Origin of the sequence: Streptomyces sp. NPDC017676, assembly GCF_044329325.1 — a bacterium.
Classification (GTDB): domain Bacteria; phylum Actinomycetota; class Actinomycetes; order Streptomycetales; family Streptomycetaceae; genus Streptomyces.
In genome coordinates this window covers 193,749-218,489 of record NZ_JBIRJA010000016.1, presented here as the reverse complement: position 1 = coordinate 218,489, position 24,741 = coordinate 193,749, and the positions used below count along the sequence as shown (strand labels likewise).

At 75.0% G+C, this 24,741-nt stretch carries 18 protein-coding genes and 1 pseudogene; 9 read left to right on the top strand and 10 right to left on the bottom strand.

The window, feature by feature from the left end; genetic code table 11:
* Nucleotides 1-18: 18 nt before the first annotated feature.
* The 5 genes from ACH4LD_RS31495 to ACH4LD_RS31475 form a co-directional block, all read right to left on the bottom strand.
* Nucleotides 19-399: a hypothetical protein gene (locus tag ACH4LD_RS31495; protein WP_181140462.1), complete on the bottom strand. Its 381-nt coding sequence runs from the start codon at nucleotides 397-399 to the stop codon at nucleotides 19-21.
* A gap of 341 nt (nucleotides 400-740) precedes the next feature.
* On the bottom strand, nucleotides 741-1,658 hold the full coding sequence (locus ACH4LD_RS31490) for a MurR/RpiR family transcriptional regulator (RefSeq protein ID WP_398057395.1): 918 nt from the start codon (nucleotides 1,656-1,658) through the stop codon (nucleotides 741-743).
* A gap of 78 nt (nucleotides 1,659-1,736) precedes the next feature.
* The gene (locus ACH4LD_RS31485) at nucleotides 1,737-3,464 is read right to left on the bottom strand and encodes an ArnT family glycosyltransferase (RefSeq protein ID WP_398057397.1); all 1,728 of its coding nucleotides are present in this window, start codon (nucleotides 3,462-3,464) and stop codon (nucleotides 1,737-1,739) included.
* Between the two features lie 89 nt (nucleotides 3,465-3,553).
* Nucleotides 3,554-5,461, bottom strand: a complete 1,908-nt coding sequence (locus tag ACH4LD_RS31480; protein ID WP_398057398.1) for a phosphatase PAP2 family protein — start codon at nucleotides 5,459-5,461, stop codon at nucleotides 3,554-3,556.
* 231 nt (nucleotides 5,462-5,692) lie between these two features.
* Nucleotides 5,693-6,343 (bottom strand): nucleoside/nucleotide kinase family protein, encoded by a 651-nt coding sequence (locus ACH4LD_RS31475; protein WP_398057399.1) that lies wholly within the window; start codon nucleotides 6,341-6,343, stop codon nucleotides 5,693-5,695.
* An 84-nt stretch (nucleotides 6,344-6,427) separates the two neighbouring features.
* Here ACH4LD_RS31475 and ACH4LD_RS31470 point away from each other — a divergent pair, with 84 nt between their 5' ends.
* On the top strand, nucleotides 6,428-7,168 hold the full coding sequence (locus ACH4LD_RS31470; protein ID WP_398057400.1) for an HAD family hydrolase: 741 nt from the start codon (nucleotides 6,428-6,430) through the stop codon (nucleotides 7,166-7,168).
* Nucleotides 7,165-9,540 carry a glycoside hydrolase family 65 protein gene (locus ACH4LD_RS31465; RefSeq protein ID WP_398057401.1) on the top strand — a complete coding sequence of 792 codons (2,376 nt, stop codon included), beginning with the start codon at nucleotides 7,165-7,167 and terminating at the stop codon, nucleotides 9,538-9,540. The genes ACH4LD_RS31470 and ACH4LD_RS31465 overlap by 4 nt, the downstream gene beginning before the upstream one ends.
* A gap of 280 nt (nucleotides 9,541-9,820) precedes the next feature.
* On the opposite strand, the gene ACH4LD_RS31460 is transcribed toward ACH4LD_RS31465, so the two are convergent.
* Together ACH4LD_RS31460 and ACH4LD_RS31455 are read right to left on the bottom strand one after the other, a co-directional pair.
* The gene (locus ACH4LD_RS31460) at nucleotides 9,821-10,714 is read right to left on the bottom strand and encodes a M56 family metallopeptidase (protein ID WP_398057402.1); all 894 of its coding nucleotides are present in this window, start codon (nucleotides 10,712-10,714) and stop codon (nucleotides 9,821-9,823) included.
* Between the two features lie 24 nt (nucleotides 10,715-10,738).
* Entirely contained in the window at nucleotides 10,739-11,122 is a 384-nt protein-coding gene (locus ACH4LD_RS31455; protein ID WP_398057403.1) for a BlaI/MecI/CopY family transcriptional regulator, read from the bottom strand.
* A gap of 173 nt (nucleotides 11,123-11,295) precedes the next feature.
* Here ACH4LD_RS31455 and ACH4LD_RS31450 point away from each other — a divergent pair.
* From ACH4LD_RS31450 to ACH4LD_RS31435, 4 genes and pseudogenes are all read left to right on the top strand, one after another.
* Nucleotides 11,296-12,381: pseudogene (locus tag ACH4LD_RS31450) on the top strand (hypothetical protein); the annotation flags it as partial.
* A 902-nt stretch (nucleotides 12,382-13,283) separates the two neighbouring features.
* Nucleotides 13,284-14,231 carry a lysylphosphatidylglycerol synthase domain-containing protein gene (locus tag ACH4LD_RS31445; RefSeq protein ID WP_398057404.1) on the top strand — a complete coding sequence of 316 codons (948 nt, stop codon included), beginning with the start codon at nucleotides 13,284-13,286 and terminating at the stop codon, nucleotides 14,229-14,231.
* A gap of 73 nt (nucleotides 14,232-14,304) precedes the next feature.
* A complete protein-coding gene (prcB, locus tag ACH4LD_RS31440; RefSeq protein ID WP_398057405.1) occupies nucleotides 14,305-15,159 on the top strand; it encodes a proteasome subunit beta in 855 nt (284 codons plus the stop codon).
* Nucleotides 15,160-15,652: 493 nt separating this feature from the next.
* The gene (locus ACH4LD_RS31435) at nucleotides 15,653-16,141 is read left to right on the top strand and encodes a DUF5709 domain-containing protein (RefSeq protein WP_398057406.1); all 489 of its coding nucleotides are present in this window, start codon (nucleotides 15,653-15,655) and stop codon (nucleotides 16,139-16,141) included.
* 125 nt (nucleotides 16,142-16,266) lie between these two features.
* Here ACH4LD_RS31435 and ACH4LD_RS31430 read toward each other — a convergent pair whose 3' ends face one another.
* Nucleotides 16,267-16,473, bottom strand: a complete 207-nt coding sequence (locus ACH4LD_RS31430; RefSeq protein ID WP_030640810.1) for a hypothetical protein — start codon at nucleotides 16,471-16,473, stop codon at nucleotides 16,267-16,269.
* 219 nt (nucleotides 16,474-16,692) lie between these two features.
* On the opposite strand from ACH4LD_RS31430, the gene ACH4LD_RS31425 reads away from it, so the two are divergent.
* The 3 genes from ACH4LD_RS31425 (at nucleotide 16,693) to ACH4LD_RS31415 (ending at nucleotide 20,527) form a co-directional block, all read left to right on the top strand.
* Nucleotides 16,693-18,531 (top strand): glycoside hydrolase family 15 protein, encoded by a 1,839-nt coding sequence (locus ACH4LD_RS31425; protein ID WP_398057407.1) that lies wholly within the window; start codon nucleotides 16,693-16,695, stop codon nucleotides 18,529-18,531.
* 155 nt (nucleotides 18,532-18,686) lie between these two features.
* On the top strand, nucleotides 18,687-20,192 hold the full coding sequence (locus tag ACH4LD_RS31420; protein WP_398057408.1) for an FG-GAP repeat protein: 1,506 nt from the start codon (nucleotides 18,687-18,689) through the stop codon (nucleotides 20,190-20,192).
* Between the two features lie 98 nt (nucleotides 20,193-20,290).
* Nucleotides 20,291-20,527 (top strand): hypothetical protein, encoded by a 237-nt coding sequence (locus tag ACH4LD_RS31415; protein WP_398057409.1) that lies wholly within the window; start codon nucleotides 20,291-20,293, stop codon nucleotides 20,525-20,527.
* Between the two features lie 12 nt (nucleotides 20,528-20,539).
* On the opposite strand, the gene ACH4LD_RS31410 is transcribed toward ACH4LD_RS31415, so the two are convergent.
* Both ACH4LD_RS31410 and ACH4LD_RS31405 read right to left on the bottom strand, forming a co-directional pair.
* The gene (locus tag ACH4LD_RS31410; protein WP_207928386.1) at nucleotides 20,540-21,868 is read right to left on the bottom strand and encodes a hypothetical protein; all 1,329 of its coding nucleotides are present in this window, start codon (nucleotides 21,866-21,868) and stop codon (nucleotides 20,540-20,542) included.
* Nucleotides 21,869-21,928: 60 nt separating this feature from the next.
* Nucleotides 21,929-24,670: a SpoIIE family protein phosphatase gene (locus ACH4LD_RS31405; RefSeq protein ID WP_398057410.1), complete on the bottom strand. Its 2,742-nt coding sequence runs from the start codon at nucleotides 24,668-24,670 to the stop codon at nucleotides 21,929-21,931.
* Between the last annotated feature and the right edge of the window lie 71 nt (nucleotides 24,671-24,741).

Below are 24,741 nucleotides of genomic sequence, written 5' to 3'. Positions count from 1 at the left end.
GGGGGCGCCCCGGCCAGGTCAGCGGGCCGTGCCGCGGGCGGCCAGCGCCTCGCTGACCACGCGGACGCTGCGCGCGATGTGCTGCAACTGCAACACCTCCGCCGCGTACAGCTTGATCGTGTGCTCGATCACCGATTCGGGCAGTCCGAGCACGGGCAGTTCGGCCCGCGCGGTCTGCAGGGCGGTCCGCGCTACCCGGATCTCCTGCTGCACCTGGAGCTGCGCGTGCCGGGCCAGCAGCACCGGGTGCCGGATGAGGGCCGGGTAGCTGGCGTAGCGCGCGGGGATCAGCTCGCGCAGCCACCTGGTGGCCGAGCGCTCCCAGTCGTACGAGCCCGGCGTCTTGACCTGACAGGGCCAGTCTGGGCTGATGCGCGTGCTGGTCAGGGGCATCTTCATCGCTTCCGGTGTGCGGTGTCGGAGGGTGGCCGACGGGTTCGGGGCGGCCCCGGTCTAGGGGATGACCGGGGCCGCCACGGGCGCGCCGCGCAGACGGCGCACCCCGGTACACCCCGGGCGCCGGCGTGGGTAGGGACGGCGGCGGAGGGTGTCCGTGCGCGGGCCCCGGACGAGCGGGGGAGCCCGCCGAGCAGTATTTATATATGCCGACTACTTTGCAAGACGTATGAAAACATTCATGCGCGTTATGCGGTGAATCGTCCCCGTCCACGGCGCGGATGACCGCAAGATCTTCACGGATGCCCGGAGCCGGCGGAAGGATCGGCCGTACGGGGCTCGGTTCAGTCCTTGAGGAAGAACTGGTGCGCGTCGGAGAGCTGTTCGTACTTCTCCAGCCGGGCCTGGGTGCGCTCGGGATCGGCGTCGGTCATGGCCTGCAACAGCGCCGCGGCCAGCACACCGGGCGCGGCGTAGGAGTCGAACACCAGCCGGGAACCGGTGCCGGTGGCGAAGGTGACGTCGGCCTCGTCGGCCAGCGGCCCGAGCGCCAGGTCCGTCACCAGGGCGACCTTCAGACCCGCGCCGCGCGCCACCCGGACGGCGTGCAGCGTCTCCTGGGAGTGCCGGGGCATGGCGAACGCCAGCACCCAGCTACCGCCCGCCTCGCGGGACTGGAGCAGCGCGTCGTAGGCCACGCTGCCGCCGCGGGTCACCAGCCGCACGTCCGGGTGGATGCGGCGGGCCGCGTAGCCGAAGTACTCGGCGAGCGACACCGAGATCCGCAGGCCCAGCACGGTCAGCGGGGTGGAGCGGGACAGCTCGCGGCCGACGTGGATCACCCGGTCGGGGTCGGCGAAGTCCCGCCGCAGGTTCTCCAGGTTCTCGATCTCGGCGTCCACGGCCGCCTGCAGCTCGTTGGCCCGGTCCTCCTCGCCGGGCCCGCCGGCGAGGCTGCTCAGCGCGATCGACTGGAGCTTCTCCCGCAGCGCCGGGTAGCCGCTGAAGCCGACGGCGGCGGCGAAGCGGGTGACGGAGGGCTGGCTGACCCCCACCCGGTCGGCGAGCTCGGTGATCGACAGGAACGCGGCCTCGGTGATGTGCTCGATCAGGTACTGGGCGATGCGCCGCTGCCCCGGCGACAGACGCGGGCCGTCGAAGAGCTCCCTCAGCCGCGAGGTCGGGGCGGCCTCGGCCGCGGGCACCGCCTTGCCCGACGTGATCGCTGATGCCTGTGCGCGTGCCTGCTGCGGCGAGGGCACCGGTCGGCCTCCTTTGTCTGCCACGAGGACTCAACATAGCTCACCGACCGTCGTGACCAGGGGGTTGAGAAACCGGGCTCACCGCCGGTACAGGCCGATGGAATGGCCCACTTCGCCGATCGGCCGGCTGCTCGCCAGCAGCTGCGCGAGCCGGCCGCGCGCCTTGGCGGCGGCGGAGTCCGACACCACCAGCAGCCCGTGCACCCGCTCCGGCGGCACCGTGCGCGGATCCGTCGCGTGGATGCCGTAGTACGCCGGGACGCCGCTGCCCTTGTACACCAGCCACACCCGCTCGCCCGGGTACCGCTCCCGGAGCCGGTCGGCGAGCCGGCCCAGGTCCTGGCCCCAGTCCACGTTCGAGTCGTGCAGCAGCCGGTGGGTGCGCGCCGGACCGCCGAACGCCTCGTTGGCGTACGGCAGGTAGTACGGGAACGTCCGCAGCGAACCCACCGCCACCCACAGCACCAGGGCACCGGCCAGGAGCCCGCGCCACCGCCACCGGAGGGTGAGCACACAGGCCGCCGCCACCGCGAGGAACACCGGTACGAACAGCGCGTACCGGGTGCCCAAGTCCCGCGCCCCCGTCATCGCCGCCGCGAGCAGCACCAGCGGCGGCAGCAGCAGGTACGGCGCCGCGGGACGCAGCCGCCGTACCGCCACCACCGCGACGGCACCGGCCGCGCCCAGCGCCAGCAGCCCCAGCGGGGTCTTCACCAGCAGCGCGGCCGGCAGGTAGTACCAGAGCGAGCCGGTGTACAGGCGCCCGAACAGATACCCCTGCCAGGGCTGCTCCTCCAGCCCGAACTGCACCCGCATCCCCGCCCGGTACGCCGGCGGCACCGGCAGCAGCTCCACCAGCCGCGCCCGCGGCCCGTGCACGCCCGGCACCGGCTCGGCGGGCGCGAACCGCAACCGAGGGTCGACGACGAGATACGCGGCCCACACGACGGCGACGGCCACGACCGCGACGACGACGGCGGCCACCAGCGCCGACACCGCCGGCCGCCGCGCCCCGAGCCCGGGCAGGGGCCACCGCCCCGGGAGCCGCGCGGACCGGTGGGCGGTCAGGGCGGACAGCGCCGCCAGCGCCATCAGCACCGGTACCACGGGCAGGGCGCTCATCTTGGTCGCCGCGGCCGCGCCGAGCGCCGCCCCCGCGAGCGGCAGGTACAGCACGGGGCGGTGCCGGGCCCGCCATGCCAGCCAGGCCGAGGTCAGCACGCATCCGGCCGCCGGCAGGTCCAGCGTGGCCAGGGAACCGTGCGCGATCACGTCGGGCGAGAACGCGTACAGGGCGAGCGCGACCAGGCCGCCCGCCGTACCCGTCAGGTCCCGGGCGAAGGCGAACACCACCAGCCCGCACAGCAGCGTCACCGCGATCACCGGCAGCCGCGCCCACAGCATCAGCCGCCAGGGGTCGTTGCCCGACGCGTACAGCAGGTGCCGGCCCACCTGCCCCTGATCGCCGGTGTACGAGGGGTCGTAGCGCGGGTCCGCCACCGCCACCCCGGCCGCGATCAGCAGTTTCCCGAGCGGCGGATGCTCGGGGTTGTACCGCACCCGGTGCTCGCGCAGGTAGTCGGTCGCCGTGGCCACGTACACCGGCTCGTCGATGGTGGGGGTCTGCCGCACCGCCGTGGTGACCATCGCCGCGGCCATCTGCCCGAGGAGCAGGACGACCAGGACCGGCGGCAGCCACCGCCGCTGCCGGCGCAGCCGGGCCCACCGCCCGGACGGCCCCTGCCGTACCGGGACCGCGGCGGGAGCGGCGGGGGTGAGGACCAAGTGCTGTTCGCGCGCCATCATCCGTCCCGCGGCGGAAGGGGCCGTGCGGGGGCGGGCGGGCCCAGGGGCCTGATCATGGCCCTACCGTCGCACCGCCGCCCCCACGGCCGTCACCGCCGCACGAGTCGCACCGACAGACCTTCTGCCGTGTACACGGGTACGGCCCGCAGCCGGTCGGAGTTCACCTCGATCCGCTCGAACCGCCCGGCCAGCCGGGGCGCGGCGAGGACCGGCAGCGTGCTGCCCGCGGCCGGCGGCCGTTCGGCGTCCAGCCGCAGCGCCAGCGCGGCCGCGCCGCCGAGGACGGCCCGGTGCCCGACGGTCAGCGGTGCCTTGCCGCCGGCCCGCACGGTGACCTCCAGCGTGCCCGCGTCCTGGGCCCAGGCGCCGCGCACCCGCAGCCGCCCCGCCACCCGCAGCGTGCCGCCCGTCACCCGCACGTGCCCGTGCCCGAGCGCGTCCTCGGAGCCGGCCACCAGCACGCCCCCGGCCAGCACGGTCCCGCCCGTGTACCGGTTGCGGCCGGTCAGCGTCAGCGTGCCCGTGCCCCGCTTGGTCAGTCCGCCGCGCCCGCCGATGTCGTTGCGCCAGCTGTCGGCCGCCGAGAAACCGCCGCCCGCGGCGTCCATGGTGACGGTGACACCCGCGTCGAAGGCGCCGTACCCGTCCGCCGCGGCGAACAGGTCCAGCCGCCCCCACTGCTCGAACCCGTCGAGCAGCGCGTACCCGGAGGGCAGCGCGGTGGTGCGGAGCACCTCGCGGCGCTGGTCCGCGGTCAGGTACGGCAGCCGGGTCTCCAGCAGCACCTCCGCGCCCTTCGGCACGGTCAGCGGCAGATCGCGGCCCTGCCGGGGCAGGACGTACGTCAGCCGGTGCCGCACCGCCCGCCGGTTGGCGTCCCGGTCGGCGTACGGGTCGCCGGCCGGGTGGGCGTAGGCGTACAGGGAGTCGGCGGTCGTCCCGGTCCGCTTCGTGAGGTAGGCCAGGGCCTGGGCGCGGGCGGCGGCCTTCAGCCCGGCGTTGGCCGGGTCGGCGAGCGTGGCCGCGGCGAGCGCGGTGGCCATGATCCGGCCGCCGATGACGTCGACCGTGTGGTGCATGCCGGCCACGATCCGGGTGTGGCTCAGCTCGAACGCCCGCGTCACCAGCTCCTGGAACCGCTCGGGTACGGCGTACGCGTACGCCAGCGCGGCCAGGTGGAAGGCGTTGGTGTGACCGCTGGGGAAGCCGCCGTCGTCGGCCGGCGAGGTGCCGCGCTGGCGCAGCAGCTGCGGGGCCACGGCGACGGGGGAGTCGTACACCGGGAAGCCGAAGGCGTCCGTCCGGCCGGTGTCGACGACCTCGCTGTCCTCGGTCAGCCGCCAGGGCCGCGGGTACTGGTGGGCGTACTTGGCCGGGTTGCCGGAGGCGTACGGGCCGCGCACGGTGTCGACCAGTTCCGCGACCTTGCCCAGCGCCGAGTCGTGCGCGCCCGCGCCGAGGGCCGATCCCGCCGGTGCGTCCGCCGGAACGGCGTCGCTGACGGTGGTCGCCGGGATGCCGTCGGGCGCGCTCGTGATCGAGGTGACCGCCTTCGCGCCCGTCCGGTAGGGGCCGGCCAGCGGGCCCAGGCCGTCGATCAGGGCGTAGCTCTGGTGCCGGCGGTCGTGGACGAACGCCTCCTTGGCCTGCGCGTCGGTGCGTTCGGCCGTGACCTGGGCGCAGTAGCGCATGTCGGCGCGCAGGATCCCGGGGGACAGCGGGGTGCCGCTGTCCCAGGCGGAGCCGGTCTTCCACAGCCGGCCGAAGCCGCCGAGGACGCGGACGACCGCGTTGGTCTCGGGCGTCAGGTTGGCGAGCGTGTTCGTCCGGTAGTCGTCCACGAACGCGGCCGGCGCGGTCGCGGCCTCGGCGGCGGCCGCCGGCAGCCGGACGGCGACGGCCGGCGCGGCGAGCACCCCCGCCGACGCGGCCAGCGAGGTCGTGAGGAACCCGCGCCGGTTCAGTACGGGGGAGCGGTGCCCGGCGGATGACGGCATGCCTGTGCCTCTCGGAAACGGTCCGCGGGAAGGTCCCCGCCGATGTGCGGAGTTGTGCGATCCCGCGAGAAATGCAGACCGGGATGGTGAACGGGTGCATGTCTAGGGCCGGTTCGTGTCCCGCCGGGGAGGCTTCGGTGGCCGGTGCGTGTGCGGAGGGTGAACGCGCGGGCGGGGGCTCACAGGATCGAACGCGACCGGGCCACCACCCCACCGGCCGGCGGCGGTACGTCAGCTCACGGGAAGCAGCACACCGGCCGGTACCACCAGGTCAGCCCACCGCCGGGTCGTCGCCACCAGGTCGGCGTTGCGCTGGTCCGAGCCCAGCACCCAGGCCACGGCCGCCGCGTGCTCCTTGCCGAACTCCTCGTGCCGGGCGACCAGCCGTCGGATCCGCTCGTCCTCGGCGATCTCGCAGAACCACACCTCGTCCAGGCACGGCCGCACCCGCGCCCACGAACCCTCCCGCAGCAGCAGGTAGTTCCCCTCGGTCACCACCAGCCGGGCCTCCGGCGGCACCGGGATCGCGCCCGCGAGCGGCTGCTCCAGCACCCGCTCGAACCCCGGCGCGTACACCACCTCGTCGGTCTCCTCGCGCAGCCGCCGCAGCAGCGCCGCGTACCCGGCCGCGTCGAAGGTGTCCGGCGCGCCCTTGCGGTCCCGGCGGCCCAGACGGTCCAGTTCGGCGTCCGCGAGATGGAAACCGTCCATCGGCACGTGCGCCGCCCACGGCGGCCCCTCGCCGTTCAGCGCGTCCACCAGGCGCTCGGCCAGCGTCGTCTTGCCCGAGCCGGGGCTGCCCGCGATGCCGAGCAGGGCACGCCGGCCGTCCCGGGGCAGGGCGCGGGCACGGGCGAGGAGGTCGTCGAAGGTCAGTGGCACACAGAGAGTGTGACATCCCCCGTCCGCCAGGAGTGTGGCGTGCGCCACCCACTGGACGGCCGCTTCGCGGGGAACAGTCCGGATATGACTCAGCTCGGTCTGCCCGACACCATCCAGGCCTGTCTCTTCGACCTCGACGGGGTCGTCACCAAGACCGCCGTCGTGCACGCGGCGGCCTGGAAGGAGACGTTCGACGCCTTCCTGCGTGACTACGAGGGGGAACAGGGACGGCCGTTCGACGCCGTCACCGACTACGACGAGTACGTCGACGGCCGCCCCCGCGCCGACGGCGTCCGCGCCTTCCTCGCCTCACGCGGCATCCAGCTCCCCGAAGGCGGCCCGGACGACCCGCCGGACGCCCGCACCGTGCACGGTCTCGGCAACCGCAAGAACGACCTGCTGCTGGAGAAGATCCGCACCGGCGGGGTCGAGGCCTACGAGGGCACCCTGCGGTATCTGGAAGCGGTCCGCGACGCGGGGCTGCGCACCGCGATCGTCTCCTCCAGCGCCAACTGCCGGGACGTGCTGCGCGCGGTCGGCGCCGAGCACTTCTTCGACGTACGGATCGACGGCGTGGTCGCGGCCGAGCGGAACCTGCCGGGCAAGCCGCACCCCGACACCTTCCTCGCCGCCGCCCGGGACCTCGGCGTCGAGGCGTCCCGCGCGGCCGTCTTCGAGGACGCGCTGGCCGGCATGGACGCCGGCCGGGCGGGCGGCTTCGGCCACGTCGTCGGCGTGGACCGGGTGGGCCAGACCGACGCGCTGTACGCGCACGGCGCCGACATCGTCGTCAAGGACCTGGCCGAACTGGGAGGCAAGCAGTGATCACCGACCGCTCCTACGGCGTCGAACCGTGGGCCGTCCGGGAGACCGCCCTCGACCTCGACGTCCTCGCCCAGAGCGAGTCGGTGTTCGCCCTGTCCAACGGGCACGTCGGCTGGCGCGGCAACCTGGACGAGGGCGAGCCGCACGGCCTGCCCGGCAGCTACCTCAACGGGGTGCACGAGGTGCACCCGCTGCCGTACGCGGAGGCCGGCTACGGCTACCCGGAGTCCGGGCAGACCGTCATCAACGTCACCAACGGCAAGGTCATCCGGCTGCTGGTGGACGACGAGCCCTTCGACCTGCGCTACGGCCGGCTCGTCGCCCACGAACGCGTCCTGGACCTGCGCCGCGGCGTGCTGGAGCGGACCTGCGAGTGGACCTCCCCGGCCGGCTCCACGGTCCGGGTGCGCTCCACCCGGCTGGTCTCGCTGACCCAGCGGGCCGTGGCCGCCGTCGCGTACGAGGTGGAGGCCGTCGGCAGCCGCAGCCGGGTGGTGATCCAGTCCGAGCTGGTCGCCAACGAGAGCCTGCCCGACCCCGACGGCGACCCGCGCGCGGCGAAGGCGCTGAAGTCCCCGCTGGAACAGGAGGACGGCTTCGCCTCCGGCAACCGGCTCCGGCTGGTGCACCGCACCCGGCGCAGCGGTCTGCGGGTCGCCGTGGCCGCCGACCACGTCGTCACCGGACCCGAACGCACCACCAGTCGCAGCGAGAGCGGCATCGACGTGGCCCGGCTGACCGTCACCTCCGTGCTGGAACCCGGACAGACCCTGCGGATGGAGAAGCTGGTCGCCCACGGCTGGTCCGGCACCCGGTCGCTGCCCGCGATGGCCGACCAGGTCGACGCCGCGCTCGCCGCCGCCGGACACGACGGCTGGCAGGGCCTGCTCGACGACCAGCGGGCCTGCCTGGACGACTTCTGGGCCCGCGCCGACGTCGAGGTGGAGGGCGACGAGGAGATCCAGCAGGCCGTCCGGTTCGCGCTGTTCCACGTCCTCCAGGCCGGCGCCCGCGCCGAGCAGCGCGCCATCCCCGCCAAGGGGCTCACCGGCTCCGGCTACGACGGGCACGCCTTCTGGGACACCGAGATGTTCGTGCTGCCCGTGCTCACCCACACCGCCCCCCAGGCCGTCGCCGAGGCCCTGCGCTGGCGGTACAACACCCTGGACGAGGCCCGCGAACGCGCGGCCCAACTCGGGCTCGCCGGCGCCGCGTTCCCCTGGCGGACCATCGCCGGCCCGGAGGGCTCCGCGTACTGGCCGGCCGGCACCGCCGCCTTCCACGTCAACGCCGGCATAGCCGACGCGGTCGTCCGGTACGTCGAGGCCACCGGCGACACCGCCTTCGAGCGGGAGACCGGCGTGGAACTGCTGGTGGAGACGGCCCGGTTGTGGCGGTCGCTCGGCCACCACGACACCCACGGGGTCTTCCACCTCGACGGCGTCACCGGCCCCGACGAGTACAGCGCGGTCGCCGACGACAACACCTACACCAACCTGATGGCCCGGCAGAACCTGCGCGCCGCCGCCGACGCCGTCGAACGCCACCCGGACCAGGCGCGGCGGCTCGGGGTGGACGAGGAGGAGAGCGCGGCCTGGCGGGACGCCGCCGACGCCATGCACATCCCCTACAACGCCGAACTCGGCGTCCACGAACAGCACGCCGGTTTCACCCGCTACCAGCGCTGGGACTTCCAGGGCACCCGCCCCGACCAGTACCCGCTGCTGCTCCACTTCCCCTACTTCGACCTCTACCGCAAGCAGGTCGTCAAACAGGCCGACCTGGTGCTGGCCATGTACACCTGTGCCGACTACTTCGAGCAGGAGCACGACGAGGAGCAGATCGCCCGGAACTTCGCCTACTACGAACCGCTGACCGTCCGCGACTCCTCCCTGTCCGCCTGCTGCCAGGCCGTCATCGCCGCCCGGACCGGCCACCTGGACCTCGCCTACGCCTACACCGCCGAGGCCGCGCTGATGGACCTCCAGGACCTGGAGCACAACACGCGGGACGGGCTGCACATCGCCTCCCTCGCCGGCACCTGGATGGCCCTGGTCGCGGGCTTCGGCGGCCTGCGGCACGCCGGCGACCGGCTGCGGTTCGCCCCGCGCCTGCCCGAACGGCTGCGCCGCCTCGCCTTCAACGTCCAGTTCCGCGGGCGCCGGCTGCGCGTCGACATCGGCGCGGACAAGGTGACGTACGCGCTCCTGGACGGCCCACCGCTGACGCTCCGCCACCACGGTGAGCCGCTCACGGTCAGCACCGACGGCCCGGCCGTCCGCGCGGTACCACCGGCACCGCGCCGCCCCACACCGGAACAGCCGATGCACCGGGGGCCGGGCGGCGGGGAAGGGGGCGCTTTCGGGGGCTGAGCGGCGGTCCGGCCGGGGCGGGACGGGGCGGGGCGGGGGAGGCCAGGGAGCCGGGCGGGGCGGCGAGGGGGCCGGCTGGTGGGTGAGTGCTGTCGGGCACGGGGCGCCGGCCCGGGGGAGGGGGCTGGGCGCCGACGGGGGACCGGGCGCCGGACGGGGGCCGGATGCCGGTGGTGGCCTGGGCTCCGTGCTGGATGGCGGCCGGTTGTCCCCGGGTGTCGTGGGGTGTGCTGGGCATCGGTCACGGGCGCGGAGCGCCGCCGTGCCGGGCCCGCGTCCCTCAGTCGAGCACCCCGGACAGCAGACGCAGCAGGTCGCCGGTCGCGTCGGCGGCGAGCAGGGCCGGGAGGGCGCCGAGGGCGAGGACGGCCAGGGCCGCGGACCACAGACGCGGGGGCGGGTTCGTCTGGAGGGCCGCGATCCGGCGGGTGACGGCCCGGTCGGTGAACTGAAGGGCGCAGCCCACGCGCTCCCGGCCCGCGCTGAGCGCGGCCCGGGCCAGCGCCCGCGCGGTCACCCGCCGGTCCCCGACGACGGCCGCCGCCCGCTCGTCGGCCCACCGCTCCACGAGGAAGGTGACCGCCGCGCGCACCGGTCCCAGCAGCGGATCGGCCGCCGCAGCGAGCGTGACCGCCGACACCAACACCCCGTGCCGGTGGGTGAGATGGGCCCGCTCATGGGCGAGGAGCACCCGTCGCTCCGCGGGGCCCAGCGCACTCAGCATCGCGGAGGTGACCAGGATCCGGCCCGGCCGTCCCGGGATCGCGAACGCCCGCGGCACCTCCGAGGCGGCGACGATCAGCTCGGTGTCCGCCGGGTGCCCCGCGCCGAGCCGCCGTAGCGCGCGCCGCGTGCACCGCTCGGCGCGCACGGCCCGGTGGACGCGCACGGCGACGGCCGCCAGTGCCAGACAGGCGGCGAGCCCGATCACCGTGGGCACCGGGTCGGTCAGCGGGTGCCCGTCCTCGCGGGCCTCCCGGATCACCGGCGGCGCGTCCCCGAGCAGCGCGGCGGCCAGCAGGAGGAGCGACCAGGTGGTGGACGCCGCCGTCAGCACGGCGGCCGAGGCCAGCACGCGCGCGGCGAGCGCCGGCGCGGCCCGGCGGGCGAGCACGGGAGCGACGGCCGACAGCAGTAGCGACAGCGCCAGCGGGGCGTACACGTCGAAGATCATGCGCCGAACCTCATGAGCCGCGCCTCACGCGCCGTCCCCGGCGAGCAGCGCGCGCAGCGCCCGTTCCTCCTCGGCGCTCAGCCCGGTCACGAACTGCTGGAGCGCGGCGATCGGGTCCGGCCCCCGGTCCAGGGCCTCGTGCATCGCCTCGGCGGTCAGCTCGGCCGCGTTCTTGGCCGGCCGGTACGCGCCGCGCCGCCCGTCGGCGTCCCGGAGCACCAGCCCCTTGTCGTACAGCCGTTTGAGGATCGTGTGGACCGTGTTGTACGCGAGCCCGCCACCGATCTCGTGCTGGATCTCCACCGGGGTCAGCGGTCGCTCGGTGGCCCAGAGGGCGGCCAGTACCTCGCTCTCCAGCGCCCCGGCGCTGCGCCGCTCCGCCCTGCCGCGGGACCCTGTGCCAGCCATGCCCCAACCTTACAGCGCGTAGGGCCGTCGGCCGGATGGCCCTGCCTGCGGGCGCGGGCAGATCATTCGCGTTAGTTTGTCCGTGTTTTCCCCTACTCCCGTCTCCGGCCCTACAGGCCGTAGGGTGGCAGTGGGCCCTACGGGCTGTAGGGGGCGGGGACGGAGGGGTGGACATGGCCGGCAGCGCGCACGCGACAGTCGACGCGGCGAGCCGCGAGCACGCGCGCCGCGCGTCCGCCGGCTCCGGTCGCGCCGTCTGGCCGACGGCGGCCGTCGCCGCGGCCTTCACTCTGGCCCAACTGGTCCTCGTGCGCCCCGGTCTGGGGCTCGGCTGGGACGAGACGGTGTACGTCAGCCAGGTCAGCGGACACGCTCCCGCCTCCTTCTTCAGCGCACCCCGCGCCCGGGGCGTCTCCCTGCTGGTCGCCCCGGTGGCGGCGTGGTCGTCGTCCACGGCCCTGTTGCGGATCTACCTCGCCCTCCTCTCCGGTCTGGCCCTGTTCCTGGCCCTGCGCGCCTGGCGGGGACTGTTCCCCGTCCGGGTCCTCGCCTTCGGCGGCGCCCTGTTCGCCTCCCTCTGGGTGACCCTGTTCTACGGCCCGCAGGCCATGCCCAACTACTGGGTCGCCGTCGCCGCCCTCGCCGCCGTCGCCTGCTTCCTGCGCGCCCCCACCGACCGGGGCGCCCTGTGGGGCCTGGCGGGGAGCGCGGCGCTGATGGCGTGGATGCGGCCGGTGGACGCGGTCTGGGCGACCCTGCCGCTGCTCGCCCTCGGCCTGGCGCGCCGCCGCTGGAGGGCGCTGGTCGTGCTCCTGGCCGGGCTCGCCGCAGGCGCCGCCGAGTGGGTGATCGAGGCGTACGCGAGCTACGGCGGTCTGGCGCGCCGGCTGTCCGACGGCTCGGCGATCCAGGGCGGCCTGGGCCGGCACTTCGCCGTCGTCGACCAACTGCGCAGCCTGGGCGGGCGCACGCTGTGCCGGCCGTGCACCGGCGCCCTGCCGCATCCGCTGGTCACGCTCTGGTGGTTCACGCTGCCCGTGCTGGCCGTCCTCGCGCTGGTCGTCGCCCGGCGCGGACGGCGCCCGGCGGCCACGCTGCTGCCGCTCGTCTGCGCGGCGACCGCCGCGTTCCCCTACCTGTTCCTGATCGGCTACGCGGCACCCCGCTTCCTGCTCCCCGCCTACGCCCTCCTCGCGATCCCGGTCGCCGACGCGCTGGCCCACCTGACCACGAGGCCGCGCCACCCGGCCCGGCGCCCCGCGCCACGCCTGCCGCCGCGTCCGGCCCAGCACGTGCCGGAGCGCCCCGCCCGGAGTTCCGCCTCGCGCCTGAACCCAGACCCGAACCACCGCCCGCCCCTGGACTCGCCCCCTGCCCCGGCCGACTCCCGGCCCGTGGACCCGGCTCGTGCCCCGGCCGACTCCCGGCCCGTGGACCCGGCTCGTGCCCCGGCCGACTCCCGGCCCGTGGATCCGGCCCGTGCCTGGGCCGACTCCCGGCCCGTGGACCCGGCTCGTGCCTGGGCCGAGCCCCGGCCCGTGGATCCGGCCCGTGCCTGGGCCGAGCCCCGGCCCGTGGACCCGGCCCGTGCCCCGGCCGAGCCCCGGCCCGTGGACCCGGCCCGTGCCCCGGCGGACTCCCGGAGCCTGAATCCGACCCCCGCCCCCGCTCCCCACCCGTTCCCCGATCCCCCCTCGCGTCCGGCCCCGGACCGGTCCCGTTGGCCGGGCCCGCCGGCCGGCCGGCTCCCCTCACCCCAGCCGGCCCGGCGCCCCCTGGCCCTCCTGCTGGTCTGCGTCGGTCTCGCCGTCCACCTCGCCGTGCAACTCGTCGTCCTCCTGCATGTGGTCGGCGCGGCCACCGCCGCGCATGACGCCTGGGGGCGCACCGCGGCCGAGATGGGACGCCGCGGGGTGCGGCCGCCCTGTCTGGTCACCGGGCACGAGGCCATCCCCGTCGCCTTCGCCGCCGGCTGCTCCTCCGCCGCGACCGCCGGACCCAACGCCAACATCACCGAGGACGGCATCACCCGGACGGCGCGGCGGGCGCCGGTCGCCACGCTGGTGCCGGCCGGGTCCGCGCCGCCCCGGTACGCCCGGGACTGGCCGTCCGTGCCCGTCGGCGCGGTCCGGCTCTACTACGCCGTACCGGGCGCCGCCTCATGACCTCCCCGGCCGGGCTCACCGCCTCCCTCGGCCGCCGGCGCGCCCGCTGGCAGGCCGGCGTCTGTCTCGCCGTACTGCTCGGCGCGCTGTACCTGGCCCACCGGCACTGGCCCGCGGTCGAGAGCGGCGCCGGGCGGCTGGCGGTCGCCGACCAGGGCTGGCTGCTGGTCGGGGCCGCCGCGGCCACGGGCACCTGGGCGGCCTCCGCGCTGGCCCAGCAGGGCGCCGTCGTACCGCGGTTGCCCGGACCCCGCCTGGTCGCCGCGCAGTTCGCCGCCTCCGCCGCCAACCACCTGCTGCCCGCGGGGCTCGGCGCGGGCGCGGTGAACCTGCGGTTCCTGACGCGCTGCGGGCTCCCGGCCGGCCGCTCGGCCGGCGCGCTCGCCGTCAAGGCCGGCGCGGGCGCCGCCGTCCGTCTGGCGCTGATCGCGGCGCTCGCCCCGGCCTGCCCCGGGCTGCTGCGCCTCCCGCACGTCTCCCCGACGGCGGTCGCCGTCGTCCTGGGTGTCCTCGTCCTCGCGGCGGCCCCGCTCGCCACCCCCTGGTGGCCGCGCTGCCGGCGAGCCCTCGCCGGCCTGGTGGCCGACATCCGCGCGCTGCACGCCTGCCCGGCCCGCGCCGCTGCCCTGTGGGGCGGCTCCCTGGCCTTCGCCGGGCTGCACGCGCTGGTCCTGATCGCCGTCACCCGGGCCGTCGGTCTGCCGCTCGCGCCGCTCCAGGTGGCCCTGCTGTACCTCGCGGCGAGCAGCGCCGCCGCCCTGCTGCCCTCCCCGGGCGGCCTCGGCTCGCTGGACGCCGCCCTCGCCCTCGCCCTCACCGCCGCCGGCACCCCGGGTGCCGCCGCCGCGTCCGCCGTCCTCGGCTACCGGCTGCTGACCGTGTGGCTGCCGCTGCTCCCCGGCCTGCTGGTGCTCGGGCTGCTGGTGCGCCGCAAGGCCCTGTGAGGACGGGGGAGTTTCCCACCGGCCCGCTTCAGGTAGGACTCGGGTACTGCCGTGTGACACAGGAGGGGGAGTCATGCCGGGCAACGACGGCGCGGGCCTGCCGAGCGAGGCCTTCTTCACACCGGGGACGTCGTCCTTCACCGAGTTCCTGACCGCGCACCGCCCCGGGCTGCTGCCCACCGCGCCCCCGTTCCCGCCCGGCGTCAGCGTGCCGGCGGACCGTTTCCCGCACGGCACCACCGTGCTCGCGCTCACCTACCGCGACGGCGTGCTGATAGCAGGGGACCGCCGGGCCACGATGGGCAACCTCATCGCCCAGCGCGACCTGGAGAAGGTGCACCCCGCTGACGACCACACGGCCGTCGCCTTCGCCGGCACCGTCGGCCTCGCCCTCGACATGGTGCGGCTCTACCAGGTCGAGCTGACCCACTTCGAGAAGATCGAGGGCGTTCCGATGACGCTCGGTGCCAAGGCGACCCGCCTCGCGGCCATGATCCGGCAGAACCTCGCCCAGGCCATGCAGGGCCTCGTCGTCGTCCCGCTGCTCGTCGGCTACGACCTCACCGCGCCCGGGGGCGGACGCGGCCGGATCTTCAGCTTCGACGCGGCCGGCGGGCTCTACGAGAAGCGGCACTTCCACGCCGAGGGGAGCGGCTCCCCGTACGCCCGGGGCGCCCTGAAGAAGCTGTACCGGCCGGACCTGTCCCGCCGGGAGGCGGCCCTCGCCGCGCTCCAGGCGCTGTACGACGCCGCGGACGACGACTCGGCCACCGGCGGCCCGGACCTGAACCGCCGGATCTTCCCCGTCGTCTCGGTCATCACCGAGGACGGCTTCGAGCGGCTCCCGGCGACGGAGACGGAGGACCTGAGCCGCGAGACGGTCCGGCAGCGCGCCGGCCGCCCGGACGGCCCGCACGCCTCACCCTGACGGGCCCCGCCGGCACGCGGCCGGTTCTCCCCCCCCCGTCCCGGGCCGGCTTTCCCTCCCCATGGGCAAGGACTGCCGCGGGCTTTACTGCACACGGGTTGCAGGTACGGAACGATGCCACAAGGCTGTAGGACGCAGCCGCACCCGCACCACCGAAGGACATCGCCTCCCGAGACGGCCGCCCCTGATTCCACTCCGCACCTCCCCGCCCGGGCCGGCGACCCGGCCTCGGCCCGGCACCGCGTCCACGGCTCCATGACGCGGCGGGAGTGGATCAGGGTCGGCGGGACGGCCGGCTCCGTCCCTGCCGGACGCCATCGACGGCCCGTCCCGCCGGACGCCATCGACCGCACGCTCACGAACTCCGCCCGGCGGCTGGGCGTTCTCCAAGCGGCTCCGCGAAGTGGACGATCCGTCCGGGCACCGGCGGGGTTAATGATCCGGTCACGGGAAACGCGGACCAGGACCGCCCGCGAACCCGAAGGAGGCGACCATGAGCGACCAGCAGTCCGAGCAGACCCCCATGGCGGACGACGTCTACCAGCCCACGGGCAGCAACGAGGAACAGGAGGACGCCGGGCCCCTGGACCTGCAGGACGCGGTCGGTGAGCGCTCCTACGACGACATGCTCGACGAGGGCTACTCCCCGCCCGAGCGGCCCCTGGGCGTCACCAAGCACGGCACGACCGCCGCCGAGCAGCACGAGGGGGAGACCCTGGACGAACGGCTCGGCCAGGAGGTCCCCGACGTGACCCCGCCGGCCGGCGACGAGCTCGGTGACCTGCCCGGTGGCGAGGGCGAGCCGGTCGACCCCGAGGCCGGCGCGTCCCGCGCGGGCCGACTGGTCGCGCCGGACGAGGGCGCCCACGCCGACACCACCAAGGAGGAGATCGCCGAGGACGTCGGCATCGACGCGGGAGCGGCCGGCGCGGAGGAGGCGGCGATGCACGTCGTACCGGACGAGACCCGACTGCCGGAGTGAGCGGGGAACGGCGACTCTCCGCAGTCGGACGGTCGCCTTCTGTGTGACACCCCGCGCACAGGGTACCGGCCGGGCGTGCGTCCGGCCGGTCTCCCCGTTCGTGACCCTGTGCTCCCCGGACCGCCCTAGGGCAGCAGCTTCTCGATGGCCGCCGTGCCCTCCGACTCCAGCTTGCGACGCGCCCAGTCGAGGGTCTTCGGTGTGACGTCCCTGCCCGCCGCCATCACCAGGTCCTCAGGGGTGACGTCCTGTGCGGGCGCGGAGTGGAGCAGGGCGTCCGGGGTGCAGACGTCGTCCGACGAACGGGACTCTTCGGGTGTGGATGTCGACATGATGCCTCCTCCTCGGTCCGGATGACCGCATCCGTGCCGGTGCCCCCGAACGGGGGACACTCTCACCATTGCCCTCCCCGGCGCACCCTGCATCCGGAAGCGCCTCGGGAGCGGGTGAGGACCGCCTGCCCACGCCACGGCGAACCACTCGCCTAAGCTGGAAAACACTCGCAACAGGCGCATACCGCCCGCACCGCCCCGCTCACCGGGAGGCCGCCGATGGCCGAATCGCCGTTCCACCGGACCGCACCGCGCGACCACCGCTACCTGCCCATCGCCGAGCACGGACTCATCGGCGACCTGCGCACGGTGGCCCTGGTCGGCAGCAACGGCACGATCGACTGGTACTGCTGCCCGGCCTTCGACTCCCCGAGTGTCTTCGCGGCGATCCTCGACGCCGAGCGCGGCGGCCGATTCGAGCTGGCCGCCGCCGTGCCGGCCCGCACCAAGCAGTTCTACTTCCCCGACACCAACGTGCTGATCACCCGGTTCTTCACCGAGGAGGGTGTCGGCGAGGTGCAGGACTTCATGCCGATCACCGGAGAGGAGCCCGGGGACGTGGGCAGGCACCGGCTGATCCGGCGCGTGGTGTGCGTCCGCGGCACCGTCCCCTTCCGGCTGCTGGTCGCCCCCCGCTTCGACTACGGCGCCGTCGCGCACACCGTGCGCCCGCTGGACGGCATGCTGGTCTTCGAGTCGCCCGCCCAGTCACTGTCGCTCACCTCGACCGTCGTCCTGGAGTGCGACGGGCGGGACGTGGGCGCCGACTTCAAGCTCGGCGAGGGCGAGTCCGCCGTGTTCGCCCTCGACCAGGTCGACGGCGAGGTGTCCCCGCGCGGCTGCGCCCACGAAGAGGCGGAGCACCAGTTCAACGCCACGGTCGCCTACTGGCGGCGCTGGCTGCACCAGTCCCGCTACCGGGGCCGCTGGCGCGAGATGGTGCACCGCTCCGCGCTCACCCTGAAGCTCCTCAACTACGCCCCCACCGGCGCCATCGTCGCCGCCCCCACCACCAGCCTGCCCGAGCAGCTCGGCGGCGAGCGCAACTGGGACTACCGGTACGTGTGGGTGCGCGACGCCGCCTTCGCCGTCTACGCGCTGCTGCGGCTCGGCTTCGCCGGCGAGGCCGAGGCGTTCATGCGGTTCCTGACCACGCACATCAGCCCCGGCTGCGGCGACGGATCCGGCCCGTTGCAGATCATGTACGGCATCGACGGCCGCACCGAACTGCCCGAACGCGAACTGCCGCACCTGGAGGGCCACCTCGGCTCCGCCCCGGTCCGTGTCGGCAACGCCGCCGTCGGCCAGCTCCAGCTCGACATCTACGGCGCCCTGATCGACTCCATCTACCTCTACGACAAGTGGGCCCAGCCCATCTCCAGCGGCCAGTGGGACGACGTGTGCCGCCTGGTCGACTGGGTGTGCGACCACTGGGACCAGCCGGACGAGGGCGTGTGGGAGACCCGCGGCGGGCGCAAGGACTTCACGTACTCGCGGTTGATGTGCTGGGTCGCCATCGAGCGGGCCATCCGCCTGGCCACCCACCGCGGGCTGCCCGCCGACCACCGCCGCTGGCGCCAGGCCCGCGACACCATCTACCGGCGGATCATGGAACGCGGCTGGTCCGAGCGCCGGAACGCCTTCGTGCAGTACGAGGGCGGCGACGTCCTCGACGCGTCCCTGCTGATGATGCCGCTCGCCAAGTTCATCGCCCCCACCGACCCCAAGTGGCTGTCCACCCTGGACGCCCTCACCGAGGACCTCGTCTCCGACTCGCTCGTCTACCGCTACGACCCGCAGGCCAGCCCCGACGGACTCCGCGGCGACGAAGGCACCTTCTCCATCTGCTCGTTCTGGTACGTCGAGGCACTGGTCCGGGCCGGCCGGCTGGACGAGGCCCGGCTGGCCTTCGAGAAGATGCTCACCTACGCCAACCACCTCGGTCTGTACGCCGAGGAGATCGGCCGCACCGGCGAGCAACAGGGCAACTTCCCGCAGGCGTTCACCCACCTGTCCCTCATCAGTGCCGCGTTCAACCTGGACCGCGCCCTCGGCTGAGGCCGCCCGCACGCCCCGGGTCGGGCCACGTCTGTCACCGCCGTGTCACAGCGCGTCCGCGCGCCACAACCACCCCCGCCCCCGCCGGGTCGAACCGTGCGCCGGCACCGACCAGCCGGCCGACGGATCACCGATCACCCTCGGGGGTAAGGGACATGACCAGCAACACCCGACGCACCGCAGGTTCCGCCGCCGTCGCCGCGGCCTCCTTCCTGCTGCTGGCCTCGGCCGGCATCCTCGCCGCCCCGGCCGCGTTCGCGGGCGTGCCCGGCGGCACCACGGCCGCCGACCGCAACAGCGACTTCAACGGCGACGGCTACACCGACCTGCTCACCGGCGTCCCCGAGGGCACCGTCGACGGCAGGGAGGGCGCCGGCTACGTCACCGTGCAGTACGGCGCCCCGAACGGCATCGGCACGAACACCACCGTCCCCAAGGGCCGGGTCCAGGTCATCAGCCAGTCCACCCCGGGCGTGCCCGGAAGCTCCGAGGCCTGGGACGACTTCGGGCAGGCCGTCGCCACCGGGGACCTGGACGGCGACGGCTACGACGACGCGGTGATCGGCGCTCCCGGCGAGGACGAGGGCACCGTCGCCGACGCCGGCCGGGTGACCGTCCTGTACGGCTCCGCGAAGGGGCTCGGGGCGGAGCAGAACGCCTCCGTCACCGCCGCGAAGCCCGCCGCCGGCGCCCGCTTCGGACTGTCGGTGGCCGCCGCCCGGTTCACCGGCGACGTCGACTCCGACCAGCTCGTGGTCGTCGACCAGAACGTCGGCCTCACCGTGTTCACCTGGCACGCCGGCGTCCTGCGCCAGGTCGGCGCCCCGCACTCCACCGGCCACCGGCTCCAGCCCGGCTACGTCACCACCGGCGACTACGACCGCAACGGCTTCGCCGACCTCGTCGTCTCCGGCTACAGCCCCGACGACGACTACGCCAAGGGCTGGTCGGCGTACTACGCGGGCGGCCCCGACGGCCTCGCCTACCGGCGGGACCTGCACGGCGGCCTCGGCTCGGCCTCCGGCGACATCGACCGCGACGGCTACGACGACCTCGTGCTGGGCCAGCTCAGCGCCGCCGACGAGGCCACCGGCGACGCCGACGCACCCGGCGGCCTGGTCGGCGTCTACTACGGTGGCGGCGACGGCCCGGCCGGCACCCAGGGCCCCGGCACCGCCCCGCAGTGGTGGTCCCAGAACTCCCCCGGCGTCCCCGGCACCGCCGAGGACGGTGACGCGTGGGGCGCCGACCTGTCCGTGGCCGACGTGAACGGCGACGGCTACGCCGACGTGGCGGTGGGCGCGCCCGGCGAGGACATCGGCACCGTCGCCGACGCCGGCGCGGTCTGGCTGCTGCCCGGCTCCCGCACCGGCCTCACCGGCAGCCATGCCCGGTCCTTCGACCAGAACACCCCGGGCGTCCCCGGCACGGCCGAGGCCGACGACGCCTGGGGCGCCCAGGTCCGGCTCGCCGACACCGACGGCGACGGCCGCGCCGAGCTGGTGGCCGCCGCGCCCGGTGAGAACGCGGGCGACGGCGCGGTGTGGCTGCTGCCCGCGAGCGGCGGCGGACTGCTCGCCGACGGCTCCTGGTCCTACGGTGCCGCCGCACTCGGCGGCACCGCCCACGGCGCCCGCTTCGGCGCCGTGATCGACGAGTAGGGACGGTCCGATCGGCCGGTGTGCCCGCAGGTCGCACGGGTACCCGGCGTGACGGCAAGCGGAATCGACGCAGGGTCGACAGAAGGAGGAGACCCCGGATGACCAACACCAGCGAGACCGGCGACGTCACCGGCACCCGCGACAAGGACTACAACCTGATCTGGTACGTCGAGGCATGCCTGAGCAACGCCCTGCGCCTGGAGCAGTACATCCAGGACGCCGAGCGCGACAAGGACAACGAGGTCGTGGAGCTCTTCCGCAAGGCACAGTCCGACAGCCGCAAGGGCGCCGAGCTGGGCAAGCAGCTGCTGCGCTCGCGGCTCGACGGCGGCTGACCGCCGCCTCGCTCAGGCGAACCGGGAACCCGGGACCGGCCCGGCGGACCGCACACGCGCACGTTCGCCGCGCAGCCACGTGCCCTTCACGGCCGCGGCGAACGCGGCGAACTCCGTGTCGCCGTCCGCCGGGCCGTCGCCGTCCCCGGGATCGGGCGTCGGGTCCGCCGCGGTGATCCCGGCGGCGATCTCCGCCTCCGGCCGGTCGTCCGCCGGCCCCCGCTCCACCCCGCCGTCCGCTGCCAGGCGCAGCCCCTCACCCCACGGCGCCATCACCGACTGGTGGAGCAGGGCGGCGCTGTCCGGGGTGATGGCCGGCGGGTCCGTCCAGCAGCACGCGTGCGCGTGCAGCACCTGCCCCGGTGCGCGTTCGAACAGCTCCCCGATCAGCTCCGGCCCGCCGTCGTGGGCCGCGAGCCCGTCCAGGTCGTACGCCACGACCACCGTGTCCGCCCGGCCCGGCGCGAACGGCTCCGCCCGCAGGCCCAGCACCTCGGCCGCGGCCAGCCCGAGGATGCGCGAGTCCCGGTCCGGCAGCAGCGACACCGACCGGGGCCGCACCCCGGTGGCCGCCAGCAGGTCCCGCAGCCGCAGCAGGCCCCGAAGACACTGGTCCGGGGTGTCCTGCAGCCAGGCGTAACGGCCGTTCATGCCCGCGTCGTAGCCGTACGGGGACAGCGTGCCGAGGACCGTGCCGCCGAGCACGTACTGCCAGCCCCGCAGATCGGCCGTGTCGAGCCGGCCCGCCCGCTCGGCGTCGGCGGCCCGGGCGAGCATCCGGTCCTGCCGGTCCCGCGCCGGCCGCCACCGCTCGTCCTCCGGGTCGGGCAGCAGCGCGTGCTGACGCCGGGCCAGCTCCAGATCGCCCGCCAGCACCGCGTTGTACACCAGCAGATAGCGGTCCGGCCAGTGCGCGAGACGGTCCTCGTGGCGGGCGAGTTCGGCCACCGCCTCCCGGTGCCGGCCCTCGTCCTCGTACGCGGACACCAGCTCCCGCAGCACCGGCAGCGCCCCGCCGCTCAGGCCGAGGGCCGCGCGCAGCGCGGGAATCGCCAGTCCGGACACCCCGCGTTCGACGCACGCGTACCCGAAGTCGTAGAGCGCCCGGGGATCCTCGGGGGCGGCGGCCAGCGCGGCCGAGGCGTCGACGAGGTCGTCGAACCCGGCCGAGCCCGCCGCCCGCCCCACCACCAGGGCCACCTCACCGAGCGGCTCGTCCTCCCCGGCCGCCCGCACCTGCCGCAGCGCACCGGGTACGTCCCCGGCGTCCAGGGTCTCCCAGGCGGCACGGAGTGCGGGGGAGGTGGGCCGGGCGGTACGGCGATTCCTGCGCGAGAACATGCCGGAGATCATCACCCGCGGGACCACGGGCCCTCAAACGATTTCCCGCGCCCCGCACGCTCAGGGAAGCGGCTGCTCCGCCCAGATCACCTTGCCGTGCGGGGTGTACCGGGTGCCCCAGCGCCCGGCGAGCTGGGCGACCAGGAACAGGCCCCGGCCGCCCTCGTCGGTGCTCGCCGCGTACCGCAGGTGCGGCGAGGTCGTGCTGCGGTCGGACACCTCGCAGATCAGCGTGCGGTCGCGCAGCAGCCGTACCCCGATCGGGCCGCGCCCGTAGCGGATGGCGTTGGTGACCAGCTCGCTCAGGATCAGCTCCGTCGTGAACGCCAGCTCGTCCAGGCCCCAGTCGGCCAGCCGCCGGGTCACCGAGGCCCGCACCTCCGACACGGCCGCCGGGTCGGACGGCACCTGCCACTGCGCCACCCGGTCGTCGCCCAGCACCCGGGTGCGGGCGACGATCAGCGCCACGTCGTCGCTCGGCCGGGCCGGCAGCCGGTCCAGCACGGTACGGCAGGTGTCCTCGGGGGAGGCGCCCGGTGCCCGCAGCAGCGCGTCGCGCAGCAGGCCCAGTCCCTCGTCGATGTCCCGCTCCCGGTCCTCCACCAGACCGTCGGTGTACAGCACCAGCCGGCTGTCCTCCGGCAGTTCCAGCTCGGCCGTCTCGAACGGCAGCCCGCCCAGGCCCAGCGGCGGTCCCGCGGGTACGTCCAGGAACTCCACGCCGCCGTCCGGCCGCACCAGCGCGGGCGGCGGATGACCGGCACGGGCCATCGTGCACAGCCGGGACACCGGATCGTAGATCGCGTACAGACAGGTCGCGCCGGTCACCACGGACGCGCCCGTCACCGGTGTCTCGTCGTCCTGGTCGAGCCGGCCGACCAGCTCGTCCAGCAGGCTCAGCAGTTCGTCCGGCGGCAGGTCCAGGGAGGAGAAGTTGTGCACGGCCGTGCGCAGCCGGCCCATCGTCGCCGCCGCGTGCAGCCCGTGCCCCACGACGTCCCCGACGACGAGCGCCACCCGGGCGCCGGACAGCGGCAGCACGTCGAACCAGTCGCCGCCCACCCCCGACTGGGCCGGCAGATACCGGTAGGCGAGGTCCAGGGCGCCCTGCTCGGGCAGGGTGCGCGGCAGCAGGCTGCGCTGGAGGGTGACCGCCATGCTGTGCTCGCGGGTGTACCGGCGGGCGTTGTCGATCGACACCGCCGCCCGCGCCACCAGCTCCTCCGCGAGGGCCAGTTCCTCGGCGTCGAACGGCTGCGGCTTCTCCGCCCGCCAGAAGTTCGCCACGCCCAGCACCAGACTGCCCGCCCGCAGCGGCACGGTGATCAGGGAGTGGATGCCGAACGCCAGCACCTGGTCCGTGAGCTCCAGGTCCTGCGCCCGCCAGCCGGGCTCGTCGCGCAGCCGCGGCACCACGACGGACTGCCCGGTCGTCAGGGCGCGCGCCTGCGGTGAGGTGGTCACGAACCGGATCCGGTCACCGAGCGGATACAGCGGGGCCTCCTTGCGGATGCCCGCGCAGGCGGTCCGGCGCAGCGCCGTCCCCGGCCGCGGCTCCTCCCCGCCCAGCACCGCGTCGAACAGGTCCACCGTCGCGAAGTCCGCGAACCGGGGCACCGCCAGGTCCGCCAGCTCCTGCGCGGTCCGGGTCACGTCCAGGCTGGTGCCGATGCCCACCCCGGCCTCGTACAGCATGTTCAGCCGCTCCCGCGCCACCTCCGCGCGGCCCGACAGGGCGCGCAGCTCGGTGGAGTCGCGCAGTGTGGTGACGCTGCCCGGCGGGCCGCCACGCAGGTCCGTGGGCCGCTGGTTGATCGCCAGCAGCCGGTCCTTGACCAGGTGCACCTCGTCCGTGGCGACCCGTCCCGAGGCCAGCAGCCCCGCCGTCTCGTCGTCCAGCCCCAGCTCCAGCACATGCCGCCGCTCGGCGTCCGCGGGCAGGTCCAGCAGGCGGTGGGCCTCGTCGTTGGCGAGCAGCAGCCTGCCGTCACCGCCGACGATCAGCACGCCCTCCCGGACCGCGTGCAGCACCGCGTCGTGGTGCTCGTACATCCTCGTCATCTCGTACGGCCCGAGGCCGTGCGTCTGGCGCAGCAGCCGTCTGCTCACCAGGGCCGTGCCCGCGGTCGCCAGCGCGAGCGCGGCGGCCGCCGCGGCGAGCAGCAGCGGCAGCTGCTGATCGGCGGCCCCGCCCACGTGCGCGGTGGTGATCCCGGCCGCCACCAGCCCCACCACCTGGCCATCGGAGTCCTTCACCGGCACCACGACCTGCACGAGCGGGCCGATGGTGCCGGTGACGTGCTCGGTGACCGTGCCGCCGGCCACGGCCGGGGCGATCGTGCCGACGAACTTCTTGCCGATGCGGTCGGCCTGGGGGTGCGTGTAGCGGATGCCGTCGGTGTTCATCACGACGATGAAGTCCACGCCGGTCGCCTTGCGGGCCGCCTCCGCGCGCGGCTGGAGCACGGCCGTGGGGTCCGGGGAGCGCAGGGCGGCGACCGTGCCGGGCGCGTTGGCGAACGTCTCGGCGACCGCGAGGGAACGGTTGCTCGCCTCGGTGTCGCTGTCGTGCCGCACCTGGAGCACCTGGGCCACCACCGCCGAGACGACCAGCAGCAGCACGATCACCACTTGCAGGACGAACACCTGCCCGGCCACGCTGCGTCCGGTCACCGCCGACCGGAGCACCCCCGGCCGGCTGCCGCCCGCGCCGTGGTCCGCCGCCGGCGGGCTGTGCGGTGCGCGCGGGTACCCGAAAGATCGGGGCGGCCGGGTGACGGGCCGGCCGGGCAGTCGCACCATGTGCCCATGTCTACACTGCCCGGCGCCGTCAGGCGAGACCATCACCCGAGGCGGCGACGGCCGTGCGCCGG